Origin of the sequence: Massilia sp. PWRC2, from assembly GCF_049896725.1 — a bacterium.
Taxonomy (GTDB): domain Bacteria; phylum Pseudomonadota; class Gammaproteobacteria; order Burkholderiales; family Burkholderiaceae_D; genus JAFCUW01.
On the sequence record NZ_JAFCUW010000001.1, the window covers coordinates 815,474 to 840,018 of the forward strand.

The 24,545-nt window shown below is 63.3% G+C and carries 19 protein-coding genes; 7 read left to right on the forward strand and 12 right to left on the reverse strand.

Going from position 1 to position 24,545, the window contains the following annotated elements:
• Nucleotides 1-174 precede the first annotated feature (174 nt).
• From groES to ACP7BZ_RS03695, 4 genes are all read left to right on the forward strand, one after another.
• Entirely contained in the window at nt 175-465 is a 291-nt protein-coding gene (gene groES, locus ACP7BZ_RS03680) for a co-chaperone GroES (RefSeq protein WP_426110287.1), read from the forward strand.
• A gap of 45 nt (nt 466-510) precedes the next feature.
• Nucleotides 511-2,163, forward strand: a complete 1,653-nt coding sequence (gene groL, locus ACP7BZ_RS03685) for a chaperonin GroEL (RefSeq protein ID WP_426110288.1) — start codon at nt 511-513, stop codon at nt 2,161-2,163.
• A 274-nt stretch (nt 2,164-2,437) separates the two neighbouring features.
• Complete coding sequence (locus ACP7BZ_RS03690) at nt 2,438-2,905, forward strand: hypothetical protein (protein WP_426110289.1); 468 nt, start codon at nt 2,438-2,440, stop codon at nt 2,903-2,905.
• Nucleotides 2,906-3,076: 171 nt separating this feature from the next.
• Nucleotides 3,077-4,615, forward strand: coding sequence for an oligopeptide:H+ symporter (locus ACP7BZ_RS03695; protein ID WP_426110530.1), 1,539 nt, complete (start codon nt 3,077-3,079; stop codon nt 4,613-4,615).
• Nucleotides 4,616-4,636: 21 nt separating this feature from the next.
• Here the strand turns inward: ACP7BZ_RS03695 and ACP7BZ_RS03700 are convergent, their stop codons facing one another.
• Complete coding sequence (locus tag ACP7BZ_RS03700) at nt 4,637-6,268, reverse strand: alpha-D-glucose phosphate-specific phosphoglucomutase (protein WP_426110290.1); 1,632 nt, start codon at nt 6,266-6,268, stop codon at nt 4,637-4,639.
• Between the two features lie 779 nt (nt 6,269-7,047).
• Here ACP7BZ_RS03700 and ACP7BZ_RS03705 point away from each other — a divergent pair.
• From ACP7BZ_RS03705 to ACP7BZ_RS03715, 3 genes are all read left to right on the forward strand, one after another.
• On the forward strand, nt 7,048-8,304 hold the full coding sequence (locus ACP7BZ_RS03705; RefSeq protein ID WP_426110291.1) for a porin: 1,257 nt from the start codon (nt 7,048-7,050) through the stop codon (nt 8,302-8,304).
• A gap of 67 nt (nt 8,305-8,371) precedes the next feature.
• Nucleotides 8,372-10,519 carry a glycoside hydrolase family 28 protein gene (locus tag ACP7BZ_RS03710; protein WP_426110292.1) on the forward strand — a complete coding sequence of 716 codons (2,148 nt, stop codon included), beginning with the start codon at nt 8,372-8,374 and terminating at the stop codon, nt 10,517-10,519.
• Between the two features lie 111 nt (nt 10,520-10,630).
• Complete coding sequence (locus ACP7BZ_RS03715) at nt 10,631-12,199, forward strand: methyl-accepting chemotaxis protein (RefSeq protein ID WP_426110293.1); 1,569 nt, start codon at nt 10,631-10,633, stop codon at nt 12,197-12,199.
• A gap of 98 nt (nt 12,200-12,297) precedes the next feature.
• On the opposite strand, the gene ACP7BZ_RS03720 is transcribed toward ACP7BZ_RS03715, so the two are convergent.
• The 11 genes from ACP7BZ_RS03720 to ACP7BZ_RS03770 form a co-directional block, all read right to left on the reverse strand.
• Nucleotides 12,298-13,239 carry a PfkB family carbohydrate kinase gene (locus tag ACP7BZ_RS03720; protein WP_426110294.1) on the reverse strand — a complete coding sequence of 314 codons (942 nt, stop codon included), beginning with the start codon at nt 13,237-13,239 and terminating at the stop codon, nt 12,298-12,300.
• A gap of 21 nt (nt 13,240-13,260) precedes the next feature.
• On the reverse strand, nt 13,261-14,145 hold the full coding sequence (locus ACP7BZ_RS03725) for a helix-turn-helix domain-containing protein (RefSeq protein WP_426110295.1): 885 nt from the start codon (nt 14,143-14,145) through the stop codon (nt 13,261-13,263).
• A gap of 129 nt (nt 14,146-14,274) precedes the next feature.
• Nucleotides 14,275-15,738, reverse strand: coding sequence for a xylulokinase (gene xylB / locus ACP7BZ_RS03730; protein WP_426110296.1), 1,464 nt, complete (start codon nt 15,736-15,738; stop codon nt 14,275-14,277).
• 1 nt (nt 15,739) lies between these two features.
• Complete coding sequence (locus ACP7BZ_RS03735) at nt 15,740-17,224, reverse strand: mannitol dehydrogenase family protein (RefSeq protein WP_426110297.1); 1,485 nt, start codon at nt 17,222-17,224, stop codon at nt 15,740-15,742.
• Nucleotides 17,224-18,306 carry an ABC transporter ATP-binding protein gene (locus ACP7BZ_RS03740; RefSeq protein WP_426110298.1) on the reverse strand — a complete coding sequence of 361 codons (1,083 nt, stop codon included), beginning with the start codon at nt 18,304-18,306 and terminating at the stop codon, nt 17,224-17,226. Before ACP7BZ_RS03740 ends, ACP7BZ_RS03735 begins: the two co-directional genes overlap by 1 nt.
• Before the next feature lie 36 nt (nt 18,307-18,342).
• Nucleotides 18,343-19,161, reverse strand: coding sequence for a carbohydrate ABC transporter permease (locus tag ACP7BZ_RS03745; protein ID WP_426110299.1), 819 nt, complete (start codon nt 19,159-19,161; stop codon nt 18,343-18,345).
• Nucleotides 19,162-19,169: 8 nt separating this feature from the next.
• Nucleotides 19,170-20,030 (reverse strand): carbohydrate ABC transporter permease, encoded by an 861-nt coding sequence (locus ACP7BZ_RS03750; RefSeq protein WP_426110300.1) that lies wholly within the window; start codon nt 20,028-20,030, stop codon nt 19,170-19,172.
• Between the two features lie 96 nt (nt 20,031-20,126).
• Complete coding sequence (locus tag ACP7BZ_RS03755) at nt 20,127-21,437, reverse strand: ABC transporter substrate-binding protein (RefSeq protein ID WP_426110301.1); 1,311 nt, start codon at nt 21,435-21,437, stop codon at nt 20,127-20,129.
• A gap of 146 nt (nt 21,438-21,583) precedes the next feature.
• Nucleotides 21,584-21,949, reverse strand: a complete 366-nt coding sequence (locus ACP7BZ_RS03760; RefSeq protein WP_426110302.1) for a glutaredoxin domain-containing protein — start codon at nt 21,947-21,949, stop codon at nt 21,584-21,586.
• A gap of 106 nt (nt 21,950-22,055) precedes the next feature.
• The gene (locus ACP7BZ_RS03765; protein WP_426110303.1) at nt 22,056-23,915 is read right to left on the reverse strand and encodes a DEAD/DEAH box helicase; all 1,860 of its coding nucleotides are present in this window, start codon (nt 23,913-23,915) and stop codon (nt 22,056-22,058) included.
• Between the two features lie 111 nt (nt 23,916-24,026).
• Nucleotides 24,027-24,545: a GNAT family N-acetyltransferase gene (locus ACP7BZ_RS03770; RefSeq protein ID WP_426110304.1), complete on the reverse strand. Its 519-nt coding sequence runs from the start codon at nt 24,543-24,545 to the stop codon at nt 24,027-24,029.

The following is a 24,545-nucleotide window of genomic DNA, read 5'->3' on the forward strand; positions in this document are numbered from 1 at the left end:
GACCTTGAAATAGCAGGATATCGTCCCTATAATTAGCACTCGTTAGGTGAGAGTGCTAACAGTACCTGAGGAAATGCCAGCCGCGCCGCTACGGAGCGGTCATTCGAACTACCCGTCAGGCGCCGGCATGATCCGGGAACGCCAGTCAACCCATTGAATTTTAAGGAGTCTTACATGAACCTTCGCCCTTTGCACGATCGCGTCATCGTCAAGCGTCTCGACCAGGAAACCAAAACCGCCTCCGGCCTGATCATTCCGGATGCAGCTGCTGAAAAACCGGATCAAGGCGAAGTGCTCGCCATCGGCAACGGCAAAGTCCAGGACGACGGTAAAGTGCGCGCCCTCGAAGTGAAGGTCGGCGACCGCGTTCTGTTCGGCAAATACTCGGGCCAGGCTGTCAAGGTCGATGGCGAAGAGCTGCTGGTCATGCGCGAAGAAGACATCATGGCCGTGCTGGTCAAGTAATTCCGACCGTCCGCCCCCCTATTATTCCTTATCGGAGAATCACACATGGCATCTAAAGACGTAGTATTTGGCGACAGCGCCCGTTCGAAAATGGTTGAAGGCGTCAACATTCTGGCCAACGCCGTAAAAGTCACGCTGGGCCCAAAAGGCCGTAACGTCGTCATCGAGCGCTCGTTCGGCGCGCCAACCATCACCAAGGATGGTGTATCGGTTGCGAAAGAAATCGAACTCAAAGACAAGCTCATGAACATGGGCGCGCAGATGGTCAAGGAAGTTGCTTCGCGCACCAGCGACAACGCCGGCGACGGCACCACCACCGCCACCGTGCTGGCCCAGGCCATCGTCCGTGAAGGCATGAAGTTCGTTGCCGCCGGCATGAACCCGATGGACCTCAAGCGCGGCATCGACAAGGCAGTTGCTGCCACCGTCGAGCAGCTGGCGATCATCTCCAAGCCCTGCACCACCACCAAGGAAATCGCCCAGGTCGGCTCGATTTCGGCCAACTCGGACGCTTCGATTGGCGAGCGCATCGCTGAAGCGATGGAAAAAGTCGGCAAGGAAGGCGTCATCACCGTTGAAGACGGCAAGTCCCTGAATGACGAACTCGACATCGTCGAAGGCATGCAGTTCGACCGCGGCTACCTGTCGCCGTACTTCATCAACAATCCAGAAAAACAGGTCTCCATCCAGGACAACCCGTTTGTTCTGCTGTGCGACAAGAAAATCTCGAACATCCGCGATCTGCTGCCGATCCTGGAACAGGTCGCCAAAGCTGGCCGTCCTCTGCTGATCATCGCCGAAGACATCGAAGGCGAAGCGCTGGCCACCCTGGTGGTCAACAACATCCGCGGCATCCTGAAAACCTGCGCCGTCAAGGCACCAGGCTTTGGCGACCGTCGTAAAGCCATGCTGGAAGACATCGCTGTCTTGACCGGCGGCCAGGTGATCGCCGAAGAAGTCGGCCTGACGCTGGAAAAAGTCACGCTGGCTGAACTGGGCCAGGCCAAACGTATCGAAGTGAGCAAGGAAAACACCATCATCATCGACGGTGCCGGCCAGGCTGAAGCGATCGAAGCGCGCGTCAAGCAAGTGCGCGTGCAAATCGAAGAAGCGACCTCGGACTACGACCGTGAAAAACTGCAAGAGCGCGTGGCCAAGCTGGCCGGCGGTGTTGCCGTGATCAAGGTTGGTGCTGCCACCGAAGTCGAAATGAAAGAAAAGAAAGCCCGCGTCGAAGATGCACTGCACGCCACCCGCGCTGCCGTTGAAGAAGGCATCGTGCCAGGCGGCGGCGTTGCCCTGCTGCGCGCCCGCGCCAACATCAACGTCAAGGGCGACAACCCTGACCAGGAAGCCGGCATCAAGATCGTCCTGCGCGCCATGGAAGAGCCACTGCGCATGATCGTGCAAAACGCTGGCGAAGAGCCATCGGTGGTCGTTGCTGCAGTGCTGGCCGGCACCGGCAACTACGGCTACAACGCCGCCAACGGCACCTACGGCGACATGGTCGAAATGGGCGTGCTCGATCCTGCCAAAGTGACCCGTTCGGCGCTGCAAAACGCTGCTTCGATCGCTGGCCTGATGCTCACCACCGATGCCATGGTCTGCGAACTGGCTGACGACAAGTCGGCTGGCGGCGGCATGGGCGGCGGTATGGGCGGTATGGGCGGCATGGGCGGTATGGACGGCATGATGTAATTGCCAGCCCGGGCGCCCCGGCGCCTTCGCTAAAAAAATGGCTGCCTGCGGGTGGCCATTTTTTCGTCTGAATGGTTTATCCGGTTTAGTAACCAACAATGTTACAACGCCGCCCTGCAAAAACGCCGGACACACCCTGGCCAGCGCGCACCGGTGCGGCAGAACGGTCGTCCTTCATAGCAGAGCGTTTCTTAAGCGCAACAGTTGGCGCGCAGAATTTTGCTCGTGTGCTACTTTTGGTTTAAACTCCGATGAAACAATCGTGGACCCCATCATGCAAAACTATGAATTTCACCGCAGCCGCAGCGCGCTCGTGCTGGCGCTGACCCTGGCCGTGTCGTCCAGCTTGATCGGCTGCAAGAACAACACGCCGCCCGCTGCTGCGGCTGCGGCGGCGGCACCGGCAGCGCCGGCCGAAGTGGCACACACCCGCGAGCAAGCCATTGCCGTACTGATGGCGCTGCCCGAGCTCAAAGCGTGGACCGCCTACATCGAAAAAGCCTCGGCTGGCAAAACCCACGGCGCCGTGCTCGAATATGGCGCCGAGCCACAACAGATCGATGGCAAGACGTATTTCCGCCTCAGCTATGTCGAAAATGGCCAGGAACAAGTGCTGCGCTGGGAAGATTTCCTGGTCGAACAGGACGTCGGCACCATCCGCGTCGAAGACGACGAAACCGACCGCCTGATGACCCTGGAACAGTGGCGCCTGGCCAAACGGCCGATGGAGCGCGTCAAGTAATCGCCACCACAACGGCGCTGACGCCGTCAGCGCCGCTGCCATCGGTAAACTAAACATTGCCAGTTCACTAGCTTCGTTTTAGTATGCCCCTCGTCAATACGGGGGGATGTCATGTCGCAGGCAACAACGATCGAGGCGCAAGCGCCAGCCACGGCCGAGGGTAGTGGCAAGATGCCGCGCCAGATACCGTACATCATCGCCAACGAAGGCTGTGAGCGCTTCAGCTTTTATGGCATGCGCAACATTCTCACGCCTTTCCTGATCAGCACCCTGCTGCTGTTCCTGCCGGAGGCTGAGCGCGCCGGCGAAGCCAAGCACGTCTTTCACACTTTCGTCATCGGCGTGTATTTTTTCCCGCTGCTGGGCGGCTGGCTGGCCGACCGCTATTTCGGCAAGTACAACACGGTATTCTGGCTCAGCCTGGTCTACTGCGCCGGCCATGCCTGCCTGGCCGCCTTTGAAAACAATCTCAACGGTTTTTACGTCGGCCTGTTCCTGATCGCGCTGGGATCGGGCGGCATCAAGCCGCTGGTATCGACCTTCGTCGGTGACCAGTTTGACCAGAGCAACAAGCACAAGGCCAAGCTGGTCTACGACGCCTTTTACTGGATCATCAATTTCGGCTCCTTCTTCGCCTCGCTGCTGATGCCGATTTTCCTGCGCCAGTACGGCGCCGCCGTCGCCTTCGGCATTCCCGGCATCCTGATGTTCATCGCCACCATGGTGTTCTGGTCGGGCCGCAAACAATACGTGCACGTGGCGCCGGCGCCGGCCGATCCGCATTCCTTCCTGCGCGTGTGCCGCTGCGCCCTGCTGGCGCGCGGCGATGGCGGCCGCCCCGGCCTGCTCATTGCCAGCCTCGGCGCGCCCGGCGCGCTGGCCGCGCTGGCCATGGCGGGGCAATGGGGTTTCGTGATTGCCGCCTGCCTGGCGCTGGTGCTATTGCTCGCCTTCGGCGGCATCGGTGTGGCGCTGCAGCTGGAACGGGCGCGCGCGCAGCACCCGGGCGAGGCGGTCGACGGCGTGCGCGCGGTGCTGCGCATCCTCATCGTGTTCGCCCTGGTGACGCCGTTCTGGTCGCTGTTCGACCAGAAGGCCTCGACCTGGATCGTCCAGGCCAATGCGATGACGCAGCCGACCTTTTACCTGTTCGGTAGCGCGTTCACCTTCCAGCCGGCGCAGATGCAAGCCTTAAATCCCCTGTTGGTGATGATCCTCATCCCGCTCAATAACATCGCCCTGTTCCCGCTGCTGCGCGCCATCGGTATCGCGCCGACCGCGCTGCGCCGCATGACCGCCGGCATCGCGCTGACGGCGCTGGCCTGGGTGGTGATCGGCGCCATCCAGATGCACATGGACAGCGGCAGGCCCACCTCGATGGCCTGGCAGATTCTGCCGTATGCCATCATGACGCTCGGTGAAGTGCTGGTGTCGGCGACCGGCCTGGAGTTTGCCTACAGCCAGGCGCCGAAGGCCATGAAAGGCATCATCATGGCGTTCTGGAGCCTGGCAGTGACGGTGGGCAGTCTATGGGTGCTGATCGTCAATGCCAGCGTCAAGAACGACGCCGTCATCGGCTGGATCAAGACCACCGGGCTGGGGGTGATCGCCGCGCAAATGGTGTTCTTTGCCGCCTTCGCCTTCGTCGCCGCGCTGCTGTTCGGCTGGTATGCCAGCCACTACCGGATGACTGACAATTACCGCAGCTAAGCTGACGCGGGCGGGCCGACCTCAGGTCACCACGGTCGGGCCGCTGCGCCCGCTACGCGCCCGCAAGCCCGACAGCTGTTCGGCAATCGCCGCCAGCGGCGCCAGCACCTGCTGCACGTCGAGGTCATGGCGGGCCGCATCGGCTTCGTATTTTTCCAGGTACAGGCGCACGGTGGCCCCCTCGGTGCCGGTACCGGACAGGCGCAGCACGATGCGCGAGCCGTCGGTCATGACGATGCGGATACCCTGGCCGCTGGCCACCGACTGGTCGACCGGATCGGTATAAGAAAAGTCGTCGGCCAGCGCCACCGTAAAATCACCGAGGCGGGCGCCGGCCAGCGCGGCGACGCCCGCGCGCAGCTCGGCCATCATCGCTGCGGCCGGCGCGCTGGCCACCGCTTCGTAGTCGTGGCGCGAATAATAGTGGCGGCCAAAGCGGGCCCAGTGTTCGCGCACGATGGTGTCGACTGGCTTGCCCGTCACCGCCAGCAGGTTCAGCCAGAACAGCACCGCCCACACGCCATCCTTTTCGCGAATGTGCGTCGAGCCGGTGCCGTAACTCTCCTCGCCGCACAGGGTGGCCATGCCGGCGTCGAGCAGGTTGCCGAAATACTTCCAGCCGGTGGGCGTCTCGAAACAGGGAACGCCGAGCGCGCTGGCGACCAGGTCGGCCGCCTGCGAAGTGGGCATCGAGCGGGCAATGCCGCGCAGGCCGGCGCGGTAGCCCGGTACCAGGGTGGCGTTGGCGGCGAGGATGGCCAGGCTGTCGGACGGCGTCACCGCCAGCGCGCGGCCGACGATCATGTTGCGGTCAGCATCACCATCGGAGGCGGCGCCAACATCGGGCGCATCGGCGGCGAACATGATGGCCATCAGTTCGGCCGCGCAGACTGGATTCGGGTCGGGGTGGCCGCCGCCAAAATCTTCCAGCGGCGTGCCGTGGATGACGGTACCGGCGCTCGCCCCCAGCAAGCCTTCGAAAATGGCGTGGGCGTACGGTCCCGACACCGCGTGCATGCCGTCAAAGCGCATCCGAAAGCCGCTGGCGAACAGCGCGCGGATGGCGTCAAAGTCGAACAGCTCCCCCATCAGCGCGGCGTAGTCGGCCACCGAATCAATGATCTCGACCTGCATGCCATCGCAGGCGAAGCTGCCGAGGGTGGCAAGCGCCGGCGCGCTGTCATCGCTGATGCGGTAGTGCGCCAGCGTGGCAGTGGCGTGGTAGACGGCGTCGGTGAATGTTTCCGGCGCCGGGCCGCCATTGTCGCCGTTGTACTTGATGCCGAAATCGCCGTCCGGGCCGCCCGGATTGTGGCTGGCCGAGAGGATCAGGCCGCCGCAGGCGCCACGCTGGCGGATCACGCAGCTGACCGCGGGCGTCGACAGGATGCCGTGCTGGCCCACCAGCACCCGCGCGAAACCATGGGCGGCGGCCATGCGCACGATGATGCCAATGGCGGGACGATTGAAATAGCGGCCATCGCCGCCCACCACCAGGGTCTTGCCGTGCACGGCGCCGAGCGTATCAAAAATCGCCTGGACAAAGTTTTCCAGGTAGCCCGGCTGCATGAATTCGCTGACTTTTTTGCGCAGGCCGGACGTGCCAGGGCGCTGGCCGGCAAAAGGCGTGGTTGCCACGGTGTCGATGGACATGGGAGACTCGCGATCGTAAAGGGTGAAATATTATAAGTTCGATACGCTACCATAGGACGTCGCGCTGGCACGTTCACACTGTCACGCGGCCATGCTCCCGCCATCCGCGACCGCCTCTGACAATTCCTCTTCCGCCTACCGGAATGCCGGCCCGCTTATTCCCACGCTGCCGCCCATATAAAATTGTCAGGTATATAGCATTACAGCCGACGGTTTATTATTCGTCACATACGCTGCCTGTATTTTACCATTGCATATTATTTAATACGCAGTGACATAGTCGGTAACACAGCTCAACAAAATATTTTTTAAATATAAACACCTGACTGAAAAATCATACTTGGCAGTATCACACAAGTTAACATTTCAGCGTGTCGATCCGCCACCAATTCCACCATCCGGGCGTTCTGGTCCGGCCACGTCAAGCCTTCCGCAACGATGCCAAATGCCTATGCCAGCGGGCCACACCTGCTCACTGGCGCTCCACAGATCGGCTGAATCAATCATTAATTATAATAAAATAAATAATAAATAATAAAAATACAAATTAAAATAAACTTATTGTTTTCATCCTTCCAGCCTTAACACAATCTTATGCTGCACAAAAACAACCGTAACGACAAAATGTTTGACTGACAAAAAGTTTCCATAGAGAATCTTACTTTCAGTAATAAATTACAACATACCAGATCCGGCAAATTGATTATCGCGCGCCTCGCTATTTGGAACTAATCAATATTTTTCCGTCGAATTCTTGCCAACGTCATCAAGGAAGCATTATGAATCAACCCTCGCATCTGCCGCTCAAACCGCTATTCACCGCGATCACCGTGCTCGCCCTTTCCTTGCCGGCCGCCGCCGCCGATGTGCGCCTGAGCGCCACCGCCTACGGTTTTCTGAACGGCGAACTCGAATCAGTGTCTGCCACTGGCGGCGCCACCCCGTATGCGGCGCGCGGGCGCGTCTCCGACGGCAACTCGCGGCTGGGTTTCCGCGGCGTCATCGGCGTCGATGACGACCTTAGCGGCGTGTGGCAGATCGAAGGCGCCATGAACAGTTTCGAGCAGGGTGGCTTGAATGGCCAGGGCCGCTCGGCGACCTTGTCGTCGCGTAATACCTTCGTCGGCATCCAGAGCCAGCGCTTCGGCACTGTGATCGTCGGCAACAATGATTCGGTCTACCGCAGCTTGGTGGGTTCGGGGGGCGAACTCGGCGGCAACGTCGGCCTGACCGTGCACGGTCTCGACGTCTTGAACAATACCTCGGCCCAAATGAGCGGCAACAGCGACAGCGTGTTTGGCCGCGGCGAGGCGCGCTACAAGAATTCGGTCCACTATCTCAGTCCGCAGTGGAATGGTCTGCAGGCGGGGGGATCGTACGGCTTCGATGAAGCGCAGAGCGGCAATGCCAATCACAGCCGCTATAGCGTGGCCGTCAAGTACAGCGCCGGCGCGCTGTCGATCGGTGCCGGTGCTGAACACCAGGGCAACACCGGCGTCGACACCGACGCGCTGGTGCAGGGCTACGGCTTTCATACGGCCGATGTCAACCGCGTCAACACCACCTTTTACAAGCTGCTGGCGGTCTACCGGTTGCCTACCCGCACCACCGTGGGTGCCGGCTTCGAGCAGGCACGTTATGGCTTCGAGGATGTCGCCGTGCCCACCGCCGGCAACTTTTATACGGGCAGCCGGCTGGGCCACATGAAACAAAACGCCCTGATGGTGTCGCTGACGCAGGAATTCGGTGCCGCCAGCGTGATGCTGGCCTACGGCAAGCTGGGCAAGCTGGACAATACGAGCTTCGCCAGCGCCGGCGATTTCGAAGCCAGCCAGGTCACGCTGGGCGCGACCTACAAGCTTAACGAATTTTTCACCCCCTACGTCTATTTCACCAAGATCCGCAACCATGCCCAGCAAAGCGTGAACCTGGGACAGGCGCCCCTGTACAGCAACCACCTGAACCAGTCCGATGCCTTCCTGGCGCCCGGCGACAGCCCGCGTGCGTTCGGCATCGGCCTGATCGCCCGTTTCTGACGCTGCGCCCGGCGATCCACTCCGCCACACCCGCGCTTGACAAACTCTTATCTGAAAGACGCATCACATGAATATCACTTCCATCACGTTGTCGGCCGCACCTGGCCGCGCTCGTCTGCTGCTACCCCTGACCGCCATCGCGCTGGTGCTGGCGGGCTGTGGCGGCAGCGGCAGCGGCTCGCCGCAGTCCAACGTTACCTATAGCAACGGCAGCGTCTTCCAGGTCGGCACCAGCGCCTTCGATCCGGATCTGCCGCCCGAACCGACCCTGCCCAGCGACAGTCAGGTCTGCAGCACGCTGGAGGCTACCAACAACCTGGTGCGCCGTCCGGATGGCTCGCTGCCACCGGAAGCCGATCCGTCGAAGGCCGGCGTCGGCGTCGCCGTCACCACCGCCACCGCCAACCCCGACCAGGCCCGCATCCAGGCTGCGCTGGACGCCTGCGGCGCTGCCGTCGACGCCGAAGTGGGCGCCAAAATTGCCGCTGCCGATGCCAGCGCCACTGCCGCCCAGGTGGCCGCGGCGGCAGCGAACATCAATATCGCCGGGGTCTCCGGCGAAGAGCTGGCCAAGCCAGCCTACAAGGCCAGCAAGTTCGCCGTGCGCCTGGTGGTCAACAGCAGCGGTCCGGGCAACGGTTTCATTTCCGGCCCGCTGAGCCTGCCATCGGGTGTCACCCTGTGGATCGACAAGGGGGTCACCCTGTACGCCTCGCGCGACGTCATGGCCTATTCGCCCAATCCGGCCGGTAGCTACTGCGGCAACACGGCGGTGTCGGCCACCAAGGCAGGCAGCTCGAGCAATTGCCTGCCCCTGATCGGCGGCAGCAACCTGGTCAACTCGGCGGTGATGGGCGACGGCAGCATCGATAGCCGCGGCTACGCCGAGATCGTCACCACCAACAAACTGTATCCACTGATGAAGGTCGACATGACCTGCTCGAACACGTACGCGCTGTACGCCACTGGCAAACAGGCCGCCGATGGCGTCGCCTGCGATAACGGCGGCACCGTGGTCGATTCGAAATCGGCGGCGCGCAACATGACCTGGTGGGACCTCGCTTACCTGGCCAACATGGTACAAAACGGCACTACCGGGGTCGGCTCGCAATCGAACTTCCGCATGATGGTGTTCAACTATGCGAAGAACCTGACGCTGTACCGTGTTTCACTCAACAACAGCACCAACTTCCACGTCGTGCCCTCAGGCATCGATGGCTTGACGGTGTGGGGCGTGAAAGTGCAGACGCCATCACTGGCCGCGTTTGCCAATCCGGCAGGCAATGGCAATCCCCTCTACACGGGCGCCACCTTCAATGAAGACAATGTCAAGAACACCGATGCCTTCGATCCCGGCTCGGCTGCCAAGGCCATCAGCGACAACCTCGCCATCGGCAGCACCGGAAAGTCGGCCGCCAAGATGTCATTCGACGGTTACCTCAAGAACTTCGTGTTCGTCTACAACTACGTGTCGACTGGCGATGACGACATGGCCTTCAAGGGTAATGCCAATCCTTCGCCGGCCGGCTCGGGCCTGTTCGCCATCGACGGCAAACGCGATGTGCGTGCCGACCGCAAATACGGCATGGTGGTCGCCCACAACCATATTTACTGGGGTCACGGCATTTCGGTCGGTTCCGAGACCAACGGCGGCGTCACCAATGTCGAGGTGTACGACAACACCTTCCTGCACTCGGAAGAAGGACTGCGCATCAAATCGGACTATGCACGGGGCGGTGAAGTGAGCAATATCCACTACAAAAACATCTGCATCAAGGATGCCCAGAATGCGCTCTTGTTCACGCCTTACTACAGCACCAAGGCCTTGCCCGCCGCCGGTCCGCTGTTCCCCAACTTCCATGACATTACCGTGGAAAACGTCAGGATCATGGGCAAGTCGGCGGTCAAACTGCAGGGTTTCCAGGCCAATACGGGCGGCTTTAACAATCCACAGTATCCACTCAAGATGAGCCTGACCAACGTCGTCGCCGACAGCCCCGATGCCATCACGGTGACCTCGTCCGATGCCAACCTCACCATCCAGGGCGTCAACCTGCCGTTGATGGCCACGGCCGACAACCGCAACGTGTTGACGGGTGTGCCGACCCAGGCCGTCGATGGCAGCCGGGTACTCGATTGCAGCCGCGCCTTTGTCGACTTTCCGGCCATTGGCAGTTCCAACCTGTTCGGCTCAACCTGGGCTGCCCAGAATTAAGCAGGGCAATCGGCGCCGCAACAGCCGCCCGGGCGCCGCCGCAGCATGGAAAAATCGCGGCGCCACGCCGCGATTTTTGATTCGTACGTTTTTCATAGCAGAAAGATTTCGATGAAAGTTTCCACACGTCTTGCAGGGCTTGTCGGTGCGGCGCTCGTTGCGCTCATCGTCATGGGAGGTCTCAACTTGCGCACCTTGCACAGCGCCATGATCGCCGACCGCGAAGCACAGATCAGCAACATGCTGATCATGGGTGAGCACCTGGTGGCGCACTATTACGAGCAGCAACAGAAAGGGGTGCTGACGCAGGCGCAGGCGCAAGCCGCTGCCAAGGAGGCGCTCACGCAACTGAACAACAATGGCAAAAGCTACTACTGGGTGCGCACTCCAGCCGGGCTCAACCTGGTGCACCCGAATCCGAAAAATCTCGGCAGCATCGCCCAGGGGCAGACCATGGATGGCCGCCCTGACGCCGACGCTTACCGCGAAGGCCTGGCCAAACAGACCGTCGCCATCGACTACTTCAAAACGACCCACCCGAAAACCAATGCGCTGGCGGCCAAGATGAATGGCGTGATCGCCTTCAATGCATGGGACTGGTGGATCGGCACCGGCTTTTTCAACGACGACATCGATACGGTGTACTGGGACACCGCGCGCAGCGTCATGCTGGTGCTGGCGCTGGCCATTGCCGTCACCGCCACGCTGGGCTGGCGCCTGGTCAATAGCATCGGCGCAGCACTGGGCGGCGACCCCGCCGATGCAGCCGCGGTGACCCATCGCATCGCCAGCAAGGACCTGTCAGTGCCGGTGTCGATGGACAAGGTTGCCACTGGCAGTCTGCTGTCGTCGATCTCGCAGATGCAAACGGAGCTGTCGAGCACAGTGACACGCATCCGCAGTTATTCGAGTGCAATTGCGACCGCCTCGCAAGAGATCGCTGCGGGCAACCACGATCTGTCAGCCCGTACCGAAGACCAGGCCAGCTCCCTGCAACAGACAGCGGCAGCGATGGAAGAGCTGACCTCTACCGTGCGGCAGAATGCCGAGCACGCCGGACACGCCAACGCGCTGGCGAAAAACGCACACACGGCCGCCAGCAGCGGCGGCGCGCTGATGGACAAGGTGATCAAGAGCATGGGTGCCATCGAGCACAGTTCGAAAAGCATCCGCGACATCATTGGGGTGATTGACAGCATCGCTTTCCAGACCAACATCCTCGCCCTGAATGCGGCGGTGGAAGCGGCGCGCGCGGGCGAGCAGGGCCGCGGCTTTGCGGTGGTGGCGTCGGAGGTGCGCACACTGGCGCAGCGCTCGGCCACCGCCGCCAGCGAAATCAAGGGCTTGATCGGCGCCTCGGTGGCCGAAGTGGGAGTCGGCAGCGCGCTCGTGCAGCAGGCAGGGGCGGCGATGGCAGGCATCGTCACCAGCATTGGCCAGGTCAGCACCATCATCAACGAAATCAATATCGCTGGCGCCGAACAGAGCCAGGGTATCGATCAGGTCAACCAGGCCGTGATCGGCATGGACAACGTGACCCAGCAAAATGCCGCGCTGGTGGAGCAGGCTGCGGCGGGCGCGCAGTCGCTGCAGGAAATGGCGGGCGATCTGGCGCAGCTGGTGAGCCAGTTCAGGCTGGCAGAAGGGGGGAGCCGGGCGGCGCTGGCATTGGCAGCTTGAGCGAGGGGGTGCCGGTTTTTAAAAACAGCATGGCGGCATGAATGGCGTTGGGGCGGGGGGGCGATGGGACAGTGCCACTGCTCTGTCAACGCGCCGCCTCAGCCGCGCGCCAAAAACTGCCCGACTTCCCCGCGCGTCGGCGGCGCACAGCCTTCGCGCATCACATTGATGGTGGCGCTGGCGATCGCATAGCGCAGCGCCTGCGTCAGCGTGGCCTGGTCGGGCGCGGCCAGCGCCGCCGTCGACAGCGCGCCGGTGTGCTGCAGGCTGGCCACCAGCCCCGCCAGAAAACAGTCGCCCGCCCCCACCGTGTCGACCACCGTCACTGCGGGCGGCGCCGGCAGTGCCACGCTGGCAGTGCGCGTGAGCAGGACGGCGCCGTGCTCGCCCAGGGTCAGGGCAATCAGCGCGCTGGCGCTGCCGTCGAACAGGTGGCGGGCGGCAGCGACAGGATCGCCATCGAGCCCCAGATAACGCAAGTCTTCTGCGCTGACCTTGACCAGCTGCGCCTTCGCCAGCATGCGCCGCACGCCGGCCGCGTAGGTGGGCAGATCGGCCACTGCCAGCGGGCGCATGTTGGCGTCGACCGACAGCAGCGCACCGCTGCGCTGCGCGGCGGCCGCCACTGCCAGCGCGCTGGCCAGATCGGCCGGCACCAGCGCCAGCCCGCCCGTGTGCAACAGCGTCAGCGCGGACGGCAGCGCCGCGCAGGCGGCGTCGGCCGAGATGTCGCGGTCGGCCACGCCGGCGCGGTGAAACGCATACGACGGCAGCTTGTTAGCATCGAGGGTGACCAGCGCCAGCGCAGTTGGCAAGGTGCTGCGCTGCGGCGTTGCCAGCTGCACCCCGGCCGCCTGCAGCTGGCCGGCAAAGCGCGCGCCAAAGCTGTCCGCCGACAGCGGGTTCAAATACGTCACCGGCAGTTGCTGGCGCGCCAGCGCCACCGTGACATTGCACACCGAGCCGCCGAGGACGGCGGCAAAGCGGCCATCGTCCTGTTCGATCAGGTCGACCAGTGCTTCGCCAAATGTCGCGATCATGTTCTCCTCCCGTGCCTGGATTTACGCACCGAAGCGGCCCGATGCCTGCTGGCGGAATTGTTTGGGCGTCATGCCCTTAAACGCCAGAAAACGGCGGTTGAAATTGGCCACATTATTAAAGCCGGCGTCGTAGCAGATGTTGGTGACATAGCGCTCGGTTTCCATCAGCAGCTGGCACGCCTTGTTGATACGCAGGCGGTTGACGAAATCGGTGAAGCTGTTGCCGGTGGCACCGCGAAAAAACCGTGTGAACATGCGCTCGGACATGCCCAGCTGCTGCGCCAGGTCTTTCATCGACAGCGGGCGGCTGACGTTTTGCACGATGAAGTTGACGACGGCGTTGATGCGCACCAGCGCCTCGTCATCGTCGCACGACTGCATCGGCACGGTCGACAGCAGCTGGTAGTGGCTGCTGGCAGCGAGCTCGCCGAGCAAGGTCAGAAATTCGATGAAGCGGGTCAGCCCGCTGCCCTCGCGGATGCGCATAAAGCGCTGGCGGGCGCGCTCGCTGACATCGAAAAACTCGATGCCATAACTGGCCCGCTGCAGCAGTGGCATCAGGGCCTTCACTTCAGGGATGGCGGCCGCCATCTGCTCGAGCGGCGCATGGCTGAACTGGATCACCATGTCGCGCAGCTTGACGCCGTCGGCCGGGGGGTCGAGCGAAACCCAGTTGTGCGGCACGTTCGGCCCGGTCAGCACCAGGTGGCCGGGACCGAAGGTGCCGATATAGTCGCCGACGAACACCTTGCCGCTGGTAGCGCAGATCAGGTGCAGTTCGTACTCGTCGTGGTAATGCCAGCGTACCAGCGCGCTGGGGATGCCATGCTCGAGATAGCGCAGAAAACCATAGCGGCCATCGGGCTCGAAACCGAGGCGCGGATCGCGCACGCAGTGGTGCTCCATTTGCAGTCTGGGCCGGGGTCCATTCGGTGGCATCGGGGCACTCCTCTTGTTGGCAGGCGCTGCGAGTCGACGCCATACGGCACCAACTAATAGCAAAGCACTGCCGCCGCGTCAAACAATGTCAATCTTCTAAAACAGCTGCTGCAATTGTTGATACAACGCGCCAAAGCGCGCATGGCGAGCCAGCAGCAGCTCGCGCCACTGGGGATCGGGCGCAATGCGCTGCAGTAGCGGCGGCGCCACGCACACCTGCGCTAGCGTCAAGCCCGGTTCGGCTGCGAGGATCGCCAGCCGCGCCGCCCCCAGCGCCGCCGCCAGTGGCGCCCCCGCGTGCAGGGTCAATGGCACATCGAGCGCGCTGGCCAGCAGTTGCGCCCAATACCGGCTGCGACTGCCGCCGCCCACCAGCGCTGCGCTGTGCAGGCTGCCGCCGGCCGCCTGCAGCGCCAGCAGGCAGTCGCGCAAGCCAAATGCGACCCCTTCGAGCACGGCGTAGGCCAGCGCTGCACGATTGCTGTCGTGGCGCAGGCCGAACCAGACGCCGCTGGCGCGCGGATCGTTGTGTGGCGTGCGTTCGCCCGACAGGTACGGCAAAAACAGCGGCGCCGCCATGCGCACGGCAGCGCCGGCGCGCTCGACCTCGGCGAGCAGCGCTGCCTCATCGGCGGCGCCAGTCAAGCCAGTGACCCAGCGCAGGCAACTGGCGGCCGACAGCATCACCCCCATCTGCGTCCACTGGCCGGGCAGCGCGTGGCAAAAGGCGTGCAATCCCAACGCCGGCTGCGCCTGATAGGTGGCGCTGGCGGCAAACAGCACCCCCGAGGTACCCAGCGAGATCAATCCCTCGCCCGGCGCCACGCCCATGCCGACCGCGCTGGCGGCATTGTCGCCGGCACCGCCGGCCACCACCACCGCAGCGCTGATACCCCACTGGCGCGCCAGTGCCGGTAGCAGCATGCCGGCAGGCGCGCTGCCTTCGACCAGCCGCGGCACCTGCGCGCGCGTGAGGCCGCAGGCGTCGAGCATGGCATCGGACCAGTCGCGCGCGCCGACCTCGAGCCACAGGGTGCCGGAGGCGTCCGACAGATCGGCGATGGCCTCTCCGGTGAGCCGGTAGCGCAGATAATCCTTCGGCAACAGCACGATGGCGGTGCGCGCGAACAGGTCGGGCTGGTGGCGTGCCACCCACAGCAGCTTGGGCGCCGAAAAGCCGGCCATCGCCTGGTTGCCGGTGATCTGGCGCAGGGACGGCACGCGGCGTTCCAGCTCGGCGCATTCGGCATCGGCGCGGCCATCGTTCCACAGCATGGCCGGGCGCAACACCTGGCCGGCGCCGTCGAGCAGCACCACCCCGTGCATCTGGCCGGACAGGCCGATACCGCGCAGCGCCGCCAGCGCCTGCGGCTGTTCGCCGGCAATCGCGCCGATGCAGGCGCAGGTGGCTTGCCACCAGTGTTCGGGATGCTGCTCCGACCAGCCGGGTTGCGGCCGCTGCAGCGCCAGCGGCGCCTGCGCGCTGGCCAGCACCTGCTGCGCCTCGTCCAGCAGCAGCACCTTGACTTCCGAGCTGCCCAGATCGATGCCGAGATACACGCTAGCCTGCTTGCAATACGTGCTGCAGGGCTGCGCGGGCGCCATCGCCGTACAGCCGCGCCAGCGCCGCGCTGACCTGCGCCACGAAACGCGGCTGCGCCGCCAGATCGCCGAACAGGTGCTGCAGCGACAGCAGCGCGCCGGCGTCGGCACCGCCGCGCAGCGCAGCCGCGCGCAGCTGCTGCGCGTAGGGGTCGCTGAGCGGCAGCTCGGCGCCCTGGTCGGAGTGGCCCTCCAGATAACGGCACCAGCACGCCACCGTAAAGCACAGGCGCTCGATCGGACCGCCGCGCGCGAGCTGCTCGCGGATCGATGGCAGCACGAACTTGGGGATGCGCGCCGAGCCTTCGGTACCGATGCGCGCCAGCTGGTCGCCGATGGCGGCATTGGCGCAGCGCTCGACCAGCGTGCGCTTGTACGCCGCCAGATCGATGCCGGCCACCGGTGAGAGCAGCGGCGTCACTTCGATGTCCATCATGTCGACGAACAGCCGCGCAATGGCAACGTCGGCCATCGCCTCGTGGGCATACTGGTAACCGAGCAGCATGCCCAGATAGCACAGCGCCTGGTGGCCGCCGTTGAGCAGCCGCAGTTTCATTTTTTCGTAGGGCGCCACATCGGCCGTCATCTGCGCGCCGACCAGTTCCCAGGCCGGCCGCCCGCCCGGAAAATGGTCTTCGATGACCCACTGGCTAAACGACTCGGTGACCACCGGCCACGCATCATTGAGGCCAAAGCGCTGGCGCAGCAGCGCGCGGTGGGCATCGGTGGTGGCCGGCGTGATGCGGTCGACCATGCTGTTGGGGAAGGCGCCATGCTGCGCCAGCCAGTCCGCCAGCGCGCCATCGCGCAACTGCGCAAACGCCAGCAGCATGGCGCGCGCGAGGTCGCCGTTGTGCTGCAGGTTGTCGCACGAGAGCACGGTAAATGGCGCCAGCCCCCGTTTGCGGCGCCGCTGCAGCGCTTCGATCAGGTAACCGAACGAGCAGCGCGGCGTCTGCGGGTGCGCCAGGTCGTGCACGATGTCGGGGTGGCTGGCGTCGAACTGGCCGTTGCCCTGGTTGACGTAGTAGCCGCCCTCGGTGATGGTCAGCGAGACGATGCGGGTGCCGCCATCGGCCAGCTTTTCCAGCACCGCTTCGGGATCGGCCGGTGCGTGCATGACGTCGAGCAGCGCACCGACCACGCGGGCGACATCGCCCTGCGCGCTGCGTTCGATCACCGTGTAGAGGCAATCCTGCGCTGCCATGGCGGCGACCATGGCGGCGTCCTGCGGCAGCAGGCCGATGCCGCAGTAACCCCATGGTTCGTTGCCGGGCAGGTGCAGCAGGCGGTCCAGATAGAGCGCCTGGTGGGCGCGAAAAAAACCGCCGACGCCGATATGGACGATGCTGTGCGCCACCCGCGCGCGCCGGTAGCGGGGACCGGCGACGGCCAGCGGCAGCTGCGCCAGCGTGGCCTGGTTCAAATTGACTGCGGCCGCCATCAGTAGGCTCCCTGCAGGGTTGGCGCGGGCGTGATACGGCGGCCGGCGCGATCAAAATGGTGGATGGCGCTGGCATCAAAGCTCAGCCAGGTGCGCTCGCCGGCACGCAGGCTGCTCCTGTCGCTGCCGCGCGCGACGATCTGCACATCGTTGTCGAGGCGCGCATAGACCAGCGTTTCGACGCCCAGCGATTCGACCAGGTCGACCGTCGCCGCAACGCCAGGCAGCGCTGTCGCCGCCGGCGGCGCGTGAACAAAAACATGCTCGGGGCGGATGCCGACAAAGCCGTCGCCGCCATCGCCACCATGGCCACCATGGCCACCAGCTTCGGCCAGCAGCGCCAGCGCCGTCACCGGCACCACATTCATGCTGGGGGTGCCGGTGAACTGGGCGACGAAGCGGTTGGCCGGACGGTCGTACAGCTCGAGCGGGGCGCCGTGCTGTTCGATCTGGCCGTCGCGCAGCACCACCACGCGGTCGGCCAGGGTCATCGCCTCGACCTGGTCGTGGGTGACGTAGATGGTGGTGGCGCCCAGTGCGCGGTGCAGGCGGGCGATCTCGATGCGGGTCTGCACGCGCAGCGCGGCGTCGAGGTTCGACAGCGGCTCGTCAAACAAGAATACCTTGGGGGCGCGCACGATGGCGCGGCCGATCGCCACCCGCTGGCGCTGGCCGCCCGACAGTTCCTTGGGGCGCCGCTGAAGATATTTTTCCAGGTCGAGGATGGCGGCGGCCTGGTCGACGCGGGTGCGGATGTCGGCGCGCTCGCGGCCGGCGATGCGCAGGGCGAACGACATGTTTTCGAACACCGTCATGTGCGGGTACAGCGCATACGACTGGAACACCATCGCCAGGTCGCGCTGCGACGGCGCCAGCGCCGTGATGTCGCGGCCATCGAGCAGCAGGCTGCCGCGATCGATGGTTTCCAGCCCGGCGATCAGGCGCAGCAGGGTCGATTTGCCGCAGCCGGAGGGGCCGACGAAGACGACGAATTCGCCCTGTTCGATGGCCAGGTCAATGCCCTTGATGGCATGCTGGGCACCGAAGAATTTTTCGATGTGTCGCAGTTCGAGGTAAGCCATGATGGATCTCGGTTGATGGGTTGTAGTGTGCAGGATTTACTTGACGGCGCCGAAGGTCATGCCCTGCACCAGCTGCTTCTGGCAAAACCAGCCCAGCGCCATGATGGGAGCGATCGCCATCAGCGAGGCGGCCGACAGCTTGGCCCAGAACAGGCCTTCGGGACTCGAGTACGAAGCGATCAGCCAGGCCAGCGTGCCGGCGTTGGCGGCGCCCAGGTTGAGCGACCAGAACGACTCGTTCCACGCCCACACCATGCACACCAGCGCCGTCGAGGCGATGCCGCCCGCCGTCAGCGGCAGCACGATGAAGCGCAATTCGTGCAGCACGCTGGCGCCGTCCATGCGCGCCGCTTCCAGTATTTCGCGCGGCAGTTCGCGCAGGCTGGTGTAGAGCAGCCAGACCATGATGGGCAAATTCATCAGCATGAACATCACGGTCAGGCCGAAGCGGCTGTCGAGCAGACCGGCGTACTGGAAGCAGATATAGATGGGCATCAGCGCGCCCACCCCCGGCATGTAGCGCGAGCTGAGGATGAACTTGAGCAGGCCGATGGTGCCGCGGGCGGGGAAGAACACCATCGAGTAAGCGGCCGGAATGGCAATCGCCAGTCCGGCCGCCGTCGACAGCACGCTGGTGAGCAGCGAATTGATGGCGTAGCCGCTGTAGTTATCGCGCGCCATGACGTCGCGAAAGCTTTGCAGGGTCGGTGAAAACAGCAGCAGCGGCGGCGTCGAAATGGCCTGCGCCTCGGTTTTAAAGGCCATCAGTCCGAGCCACAAAATCGGAAAGAACAGCAGCAGTGCCAGCAGCCAGGCGCTGGCGGCACGCAGGTACAGCACGGTGGAGCGGGACATGGGACTCCTTACTTTGCCAGGTTATTGCCGATCACGCGCATCAGGAAAAACGCCGCGATATTTGCCAGCAGCACGGCAAACAGCGCGCCGGCCGAGGCGGCGCCGATGTCGTAGGCTTGCAGGGCCTGCTGGTAAATCATGAAGGTGATGGTGGTGGTGTCGAAACCGGGAGCGCCGCCGGTGGTGGTGAAAATCTCGGCGAAGATCGACAGCAAAAAGATCATCTCGATCATCAGCACCACCGACACCGCCCGCGCCAGGTGCGGGACGGTCAGATAGCGCAAGGTTTGCAGATAGCTGGCGCCGTCGATCCTGGCCGCCTCGAGCTGCTCGCGGTCCATCGATTGCAACGCCGTCATGAAGATCAGGCAGGCAAACGGCAGCCACTGCCATGACACCATCATGATGATCGACAGCAGCGGGTAGGACGACAGCCAGTCGATCGGCGTTACGCCAAACAGGCCGCTGACCTGGGCGAACAAGCCGTAGATGGGATTGAGCAGCATGTTTTTCCACATCAGCGCATTGACCGCCGGCATCACCAGGAAGGGCGAAATAAGCAGCACGCGCACCACCGTGCGACCGGGAAAGGCGTCATCGATGAGCAGCGCCAGCGCGGCGCCGCCCAGCACCGTGATGCACATCACCGCAAAGAGCAGCACGAAGGTGTTGCGCAGCGCCGGCAGAAAGGCGCCATCGCTGAAAAAGAAGTGAAAATTGTCCAGCGCATGAAAACCCTGCTCGGCCGGATTGAGCAGGCTGAAACGGATGAAGGCGTAATACACGGTGATCAGCAACGGCACTATCGACACGATGGCAATGGCCAGCACGGCCGGTGTCAACAGGGTGCGCGGAAGGAGTCGGCTCATGGGTCGCTCGCGGAGCGTTCAGGGATGGGGACGTGTTCGGTCCCGCCAGCCCCGCTGATGGGGCTGACGGGACCGACGTGTTGAAGTTAGCGGGGCTTATTTGTAGTAGCCGGCCTTGCGCATCTCACGCTCGGCCGCCTGCTGCGACAGCGCCAGCGCCTGATCGACGCTGGCCTTGCCCAGCAGCGCTGCGGTCATCTGCTGGCCGGCGGCCATGCCGATGGTCTGAAATTCCGGAATCGCCGCGTACTGCACGCCCACGTAAGGCGATGGCAGCAGGGTGTTCTGGCGCGGGTTGCCGGTCGAGATGGCCAGCCCTTCAGCGGTGGCGAAGCGGGCCACTTTCATGAATTCCGGATTGGCGTAGGTCGACTTGCGGGTGCCGGTCGGCACATTCGCCCAGCCCGCCTCCCTGGCGACCAGCTTGACGTAGTCCTTCGAGGTCGACCAGTTAACGAATTTCTGCGCCGCTTCCGCGTGTTTCGAACTTTTCGGGATCGCCAGCGACCACGCCCACAGCCAGTTGGCGCCCCGCTCGGTGACGGCGATCGGCGCCTGCGCAAACGCGACCTTGTCGGCCACCTTGCTCTGCTTGGGGTCGCTGATGAAGGAAGCGGCGATGGTGGCGTCGATCCAGATCCCGCATTTGCCTTCGTTGAACATGGCCAGCACTTCATTGAAACTGTTCGACGACGAGCCTGGCGGACCGTATTTTTTCAGCAGGTCGACGTACATGGTCACCGCATTTTTCCACGGTTTGCTGGTGAACTGGGGCTGCCAGTTCATGTCGAACAGCTGGCCACCGTACGAGTTGGCGATGGTGGTGATCAGGGCCATGTTGTCGCCCCAGCCCGGTTTGCCGCGCAGGCAGATGCCATACACGCCATTGGCCGGATCGTGGATCTTGGCGGCGACATCGCGCAGGTGGTCCCAGCTGGGGCGGTCGTTGAGCGACATGCCGGCTTTTTTGACCAGGTCGCTGCGGTACATGATCATCGAGCTCTCGCCGTAGAACGGCGCGGCGTACAGGGCGCCGTTGTAGGACAGACCATCGCGGATGGTGGGCAGCAGATCGTCGATATCGTAGTCAGCGTCCGGCTTGAGCGGCAGCAGCCAGCCGCGCTTGGCCCAGATCGGCGCCTCGTAGATGCCGATCGTCATCAGGTCGAATTGGCCACCTTGGGTAGCGATATCGGTCGTCATGCGCTGGCGCAGCACGCCCTCTTCCAGCGTGACCCACTTGAGCTTGATGTCGGGATTGGCCTGCTCGAAAAATTTGCCCAGCTTTTGCATCTCGATCATGTGGCCGTTGTTAACGGTGGCAATGACGAGGTCGGTGGCGGCAAGGGCGGCGCTGCCGGCGCAGGCAAGTGCCGCACAGACTGCGCTGATGAGCAAACGTTTCATGATGGTGTCTCCAGATTTTATGAATTATTTTTCGTCGGTGGTGTCAATCCGCACCACACCTGAAATGTATCACTAGCCGGCGAGGCTTTCTGATACTGAAAATCACAGTCTCTGTACTTTTTGCTACTGTTGCGCGACGCTGCTGCTTACTTCAGCAGCCGCGCCAATTCACCGCTGGCAATGAGGGTATTCAATTCCGCCGCCCCGCCCACCAGCGTGCCCTTGACGAACACCATCGGAAAGGTGGGCCAGCCGGTCCACATTTTGAGGGCCCCGCGCGCACGCCAGCCGCCCAGGTAACTGCCGTATTCGAGGTAGTGATAGGGGGCGTTGATGGCGTCGAGCGCCTTGCGCGCCTTCTTCGGATAGGGGTTATATGCCATGCCGACAATGACGACGTCGTGGGCGGCAATGGCTTGCCTGACGTCGGCAACGATGGCCGCTTCATGGGTATCGATGGTGGCGCGCGCCAGCGGGTGGATCTGGTCGTTGTCGAGGATGGAACGGCTCATGAATGGTCCTGATTGGTAAAACGGTTTAAAAAAATGGGGAATGGTCGAACGACCATTCCCCACTTGATTATGCACTGCTTGCAGGGCAGTTGCTGCCCCGCTGCAATTACTCGGCTTTTTTGCTATAGGTTTTCTTGGCGCCCTTAAAACCAGGCTTTTCCGAAAAGCGCCGCTCGCCCGCTTTTTTCGGTGCCGCCGCGCTCTTGCCCATCGGCGTTTCGCCATCGCGCGTGATGTTGAGCTGCTGGCCCGCCACCCACACTTTTTTCAGGTGTTCCATGATGTCCGGTGGCATATCCGACGGCAAGTCGAGGGTGCTGAAATCGTCGTAGATTTCGATGCGGCCAATGTATTTCGATTCGATGCCCGCTTCATTGGCAATGGCGCCGACGATATTGCCCGGCTTGACGCCATGCGAGTGGCCCACTTCGATACGGAAGGTGCCCATGCCATCTTCGGCAGGACGCTGGACACGCTCTTTCTTGAAGGCCGGTGCATCGCCACGGTCGGGACGCTCGCTGCGCTCGGCACGCTCACCGCGCGCTGGTGCCGATGATGCCGATGGTGCCGAAGGCGAATACGGTGCGCTCGACGCCGGACGGGCCGGACGCTCTTCCCAGGTCGCCGCTTTCGGCGCCCGGTCCTGCTTTTCCAGCAGCAGGGGGACGTCGCCACGGGCCAGCTTGGCCAGCGCAGCGGCAATGTCGACTGCCGGCACGTTCAGTTCGCGCTCGTATTCCTCGATCAGGCTGCGGAACACATCCAGCCCCCCTTTTTCCAGGGTGGCGGTGATTTCTTCCTTGAACTTGGCGATGCGCACATCATTGATGGTCTTGACGGTTGGCAGCGTCAAGGGTGCGACCGGCTGGCGGGTGGCCCGTTCGATTGCCTTGAGCAAGCCCTGCTCGCGCGGGGTGATGAACAGAATCGCTTCGCCGCTGCGGCCAGCGCGGCCGGTGCGGCCAATGCGGTGGGTATAGCTTTCCGGGTCCGACGGCACGTCGTAATTGACCACGTGGCTGATGCGCTCGACATCGAGACCGCGGGCGGCCACGTCGGTGGCGACCAGGATGTCGATCTTGCCATCCTTGAGTTGCTGGATGGTGCGCTCGCGCTGGGCCTGCTGCATGTCGCCATTGATGGCGGTGGCGGCAAAACCGCGCGCATTGAGCTTGCCGGCCAGCTCTTCCGTACCCAGCTTGGTGCGGGCGAAGATGATCATGCCGTCAAACGGTTCGGCTTCCAGGATGCGGGTCAGGGCATCGAGCTTTTGCATGCCGCTGACCATCCAGTAGCGCTGGCGGATATTGTCGGCGGTACCGGTCTTGGCGGCGACCGTCACTTCGGACGGATCGCGCAGATAGGTCTTGGCGATGCGCTTGATGGCCGATGGCATGGTGGCCGAGAACAGCGCGGTCTGGCGCGTGGCCGGGGTCTTTTGCAGGATCTGCTCGACGTCGTCGATAAAGCCCATGCGCAGCATTTCATCGGCTTCGTCGAGCACCAGGGTTTTCAGCTTCGACAGGTCGAGCGAGCCCTTCTCGAGGTGATCGATGACACGGCCCGGGGTGCCGACGACGACGTGGACGCCACGGCGCAAGGCCGACAGCTGCGGACCGTAGCTCTGGCCGCCATAAATGGGCAGCACATGGAAATCCTTGATGTGGGCGGCATACGTCTGGAACGCCTCGGCCACCTGGATCGCCAGCTCGCGGGTCGGCGCCAGCACCAGCGCCTGCGGCGTCTGCTGCTTGATGTCGATGCGCGAGAGGATAGGCAGGGCGAAGGCGGCGGTTTTACCGGTGCCGGTCTGGGCCTGTCCCAGCACGTCGCGGTTCTCCAGCAGCAGCGGAATGGTGGCGGCCTGGATCGGCGACGGCGTTTCGTAACCAATCTCTTTGATCACTTTGAGCAGTGCCGGCGAGAGATTGAGATCGGAAAACAGTGGGAGAGGTGTATCAGACATGGAATTGCTCACTTAAATTGTTTGCTTGCGCTAAAAGTGACAGTTTACTCTGTTGAGGGGGCAGATGGCGGGATTTCACCTTGCGCACCACCGCAGGATGCCGCCGCGCCCCTACTGAGGGGGCGCGAGCGCGATGGCAAACAGCTGCACCGGCGCCTCTTCGGCGCTAAGCTGCAGCATGCACTCAAAGTGCATGCCGGCGCGCCGCAGGACGGCATCGGAGCCGTCGTTGCCGGGCGTGGTGATGGCCACCACGCGCGGCAAACCGCGTGCGCGGGCATGCTCGAGCACCGCGCAAGCCGCTTCGGTGGCATAGCCGTGGCCGGCAAATTCGGGCAGATAGGCGTAGCCGAGGTCGACGTCGGCCAGGCTGGCCCGCTTGATCAGGCCGCACATGCCGATGGCGGCGCCGTCGCTGCTGCGCTCGACCAGGTACAGCGAAAAGCCGCGCATCGCCTGCATGGTCAGCGGGCCCTGCGCCAGCGCTTCGCGCGCCTGCGCTTCGGTGCGGATCTGGCGGTCACCTATCCAGCGCAGAAATTGCGGCGTGTTGACCACGGCCAGGTAGAAACCAGCGTCAGCGAGCGTGAGCGTACGCAGGCGCAGGCGGGCGGTGGCAGCGACCTGCAT

What these genes read in the sequence shown, in the direction of transcription:
- groES (WP_426110287.1), top strand. Translation starts at nt 175, where the DNA reads ATGAACCTTCGCCCTTTGCACGATCGCGTCATCGTCAAGCGTCTCGAC.
- ACP7BZ_RS03725 (WP_426110295.1), bottom strand. Translation starts at nt 14,145, where the DNA reads ATGGAGCACCACTGCGTGCGCGATCCGCGCCTCGGTTTCGAGCCCGAT.
- groL (WP_426110288.1), top strand. Translation starts at nt 511, where the DNA reads ATGGCATCTAAAGACGTAGTATTTGGCGACAGCGCCCGTTCGAAAATG.
- ACP7BZ_RS03765 (WP_426110303.1), bottom strand. Translation starts at nt 23,915, where the DNA reads ATGTCTGATACACCTCTCCCACTGTTTTCCGATCTCAATCTCTCGCCG.
- ACP7BZ_RS03770 (WP_426110304.1), bottom strand. Translation starts at nt 24,545, where the DNA reads ATGCAGGTCGCTGCCACCGCCCGCCTGCGCCTGCGTACGCTCACGCTC.
- ACP7BZ_RS03750 (WP_426110300.1), bottom strand. Translation starts at nt 20,030, where the DNA reads ATGAGCCGACTCCTTCCGCGCACCCTGTTGACACCGGCCGTGCTGGCC.
- ACP7BZ_RS03745 (WP_426110299.1), bottom strand. Translation starts at nt 19,161, where the DNA reads ATGTCCCGCTCCACCGTGCTGTACCTGCGTGCCGCCAGCGCCTGGCTG.
- ACP7BZ_RS03705 (WP_426110291.1), top strand. Translation starts at nt 7,048, where the DNA reads ATGAATCAACCCTCGCATCTGCCGCTCAAACCGCTATTCACCGCGATC.
- ACP7BZ_RS03720 (WP_426110294.1), bottom strand. Translation starts at nt 13,239, where the DNA reads ATGATCGCGACATTTGGCGAAGCACTGGTCGACCTGATCGAACAGGAC.
- ACP7BZ_RS03735 (WP_426110297.1), bottom strand. Translation starts at nt 17,224, where the DNA reads ATGGCGGCCGCAGTCAATTTGAACCAGGCCACGCTGGCGCAGCTGCCG.
- ACP7BZ_RS03700 (WP_426110290.1), bottom strand. Translation starts at nt 6,268, where the DNA reads ATGTCCATCGACACCGTGGCAACCACGCCTTTTGCCGGCCAGCGCCCT.
- ACP7BZ_RS03710 (WP_426110292.1), top strand. Translation starts at nt 8,372, where the DNA reads ATGAATATCACTTCCATCACGTTGTCGGCCGCACCTGGCCGCGCTCGT.
- ACP7BZ_RS03695 (WP_426110530.1), top strand. Translation starts at nt 3,077, where the DNA reads ATGCCGCGCCAGATACCGTACATCATCGCCAACGAAGGCTGTGAGCGC.
- ACP7BZ_RS03690 (WP_426110289.1), top strand. Translation starts at nt 2,438, where the DNA reads ATGCAAAACTATGAATTTCACCGCAGCCGCAGCGCGCTCGTGCTGGCG.
- ACP7BZ_RS03715 (WP_426110293.1), top strand. Translation starts at nt 10,631, where the DNA reads ATGAAAGTTTCCACACGTCTTGCAGGGCTTGTCGGTGCGGCGCTCGTT.
- ACP7BZ_RS03760 (WP_426110302.1), bottom strand. Translation starts at nt 21,949, where the DNA reads ATGAGCCGTTCCATCCTCGACAACGACCAGATCCACCCGCTGGCGCGC.
- ACP7BZ_RS03740 (WP_426110298.1), bottom strand. Translation starts at nt 18,306, where the DNA reads ATGGCTTACCTCGAACTGCGACACATCGAAAAATTCTTCGGTGCCCAG.
- ACP7BZ_RS03755 (WP_426110301.1), bottom strand. Translation starts at nt 21,437, where the DNA reads ATGAAACGTTTGCTCATCAGCGCAGTCTGTGCGGCACTTGCCTGCGCC.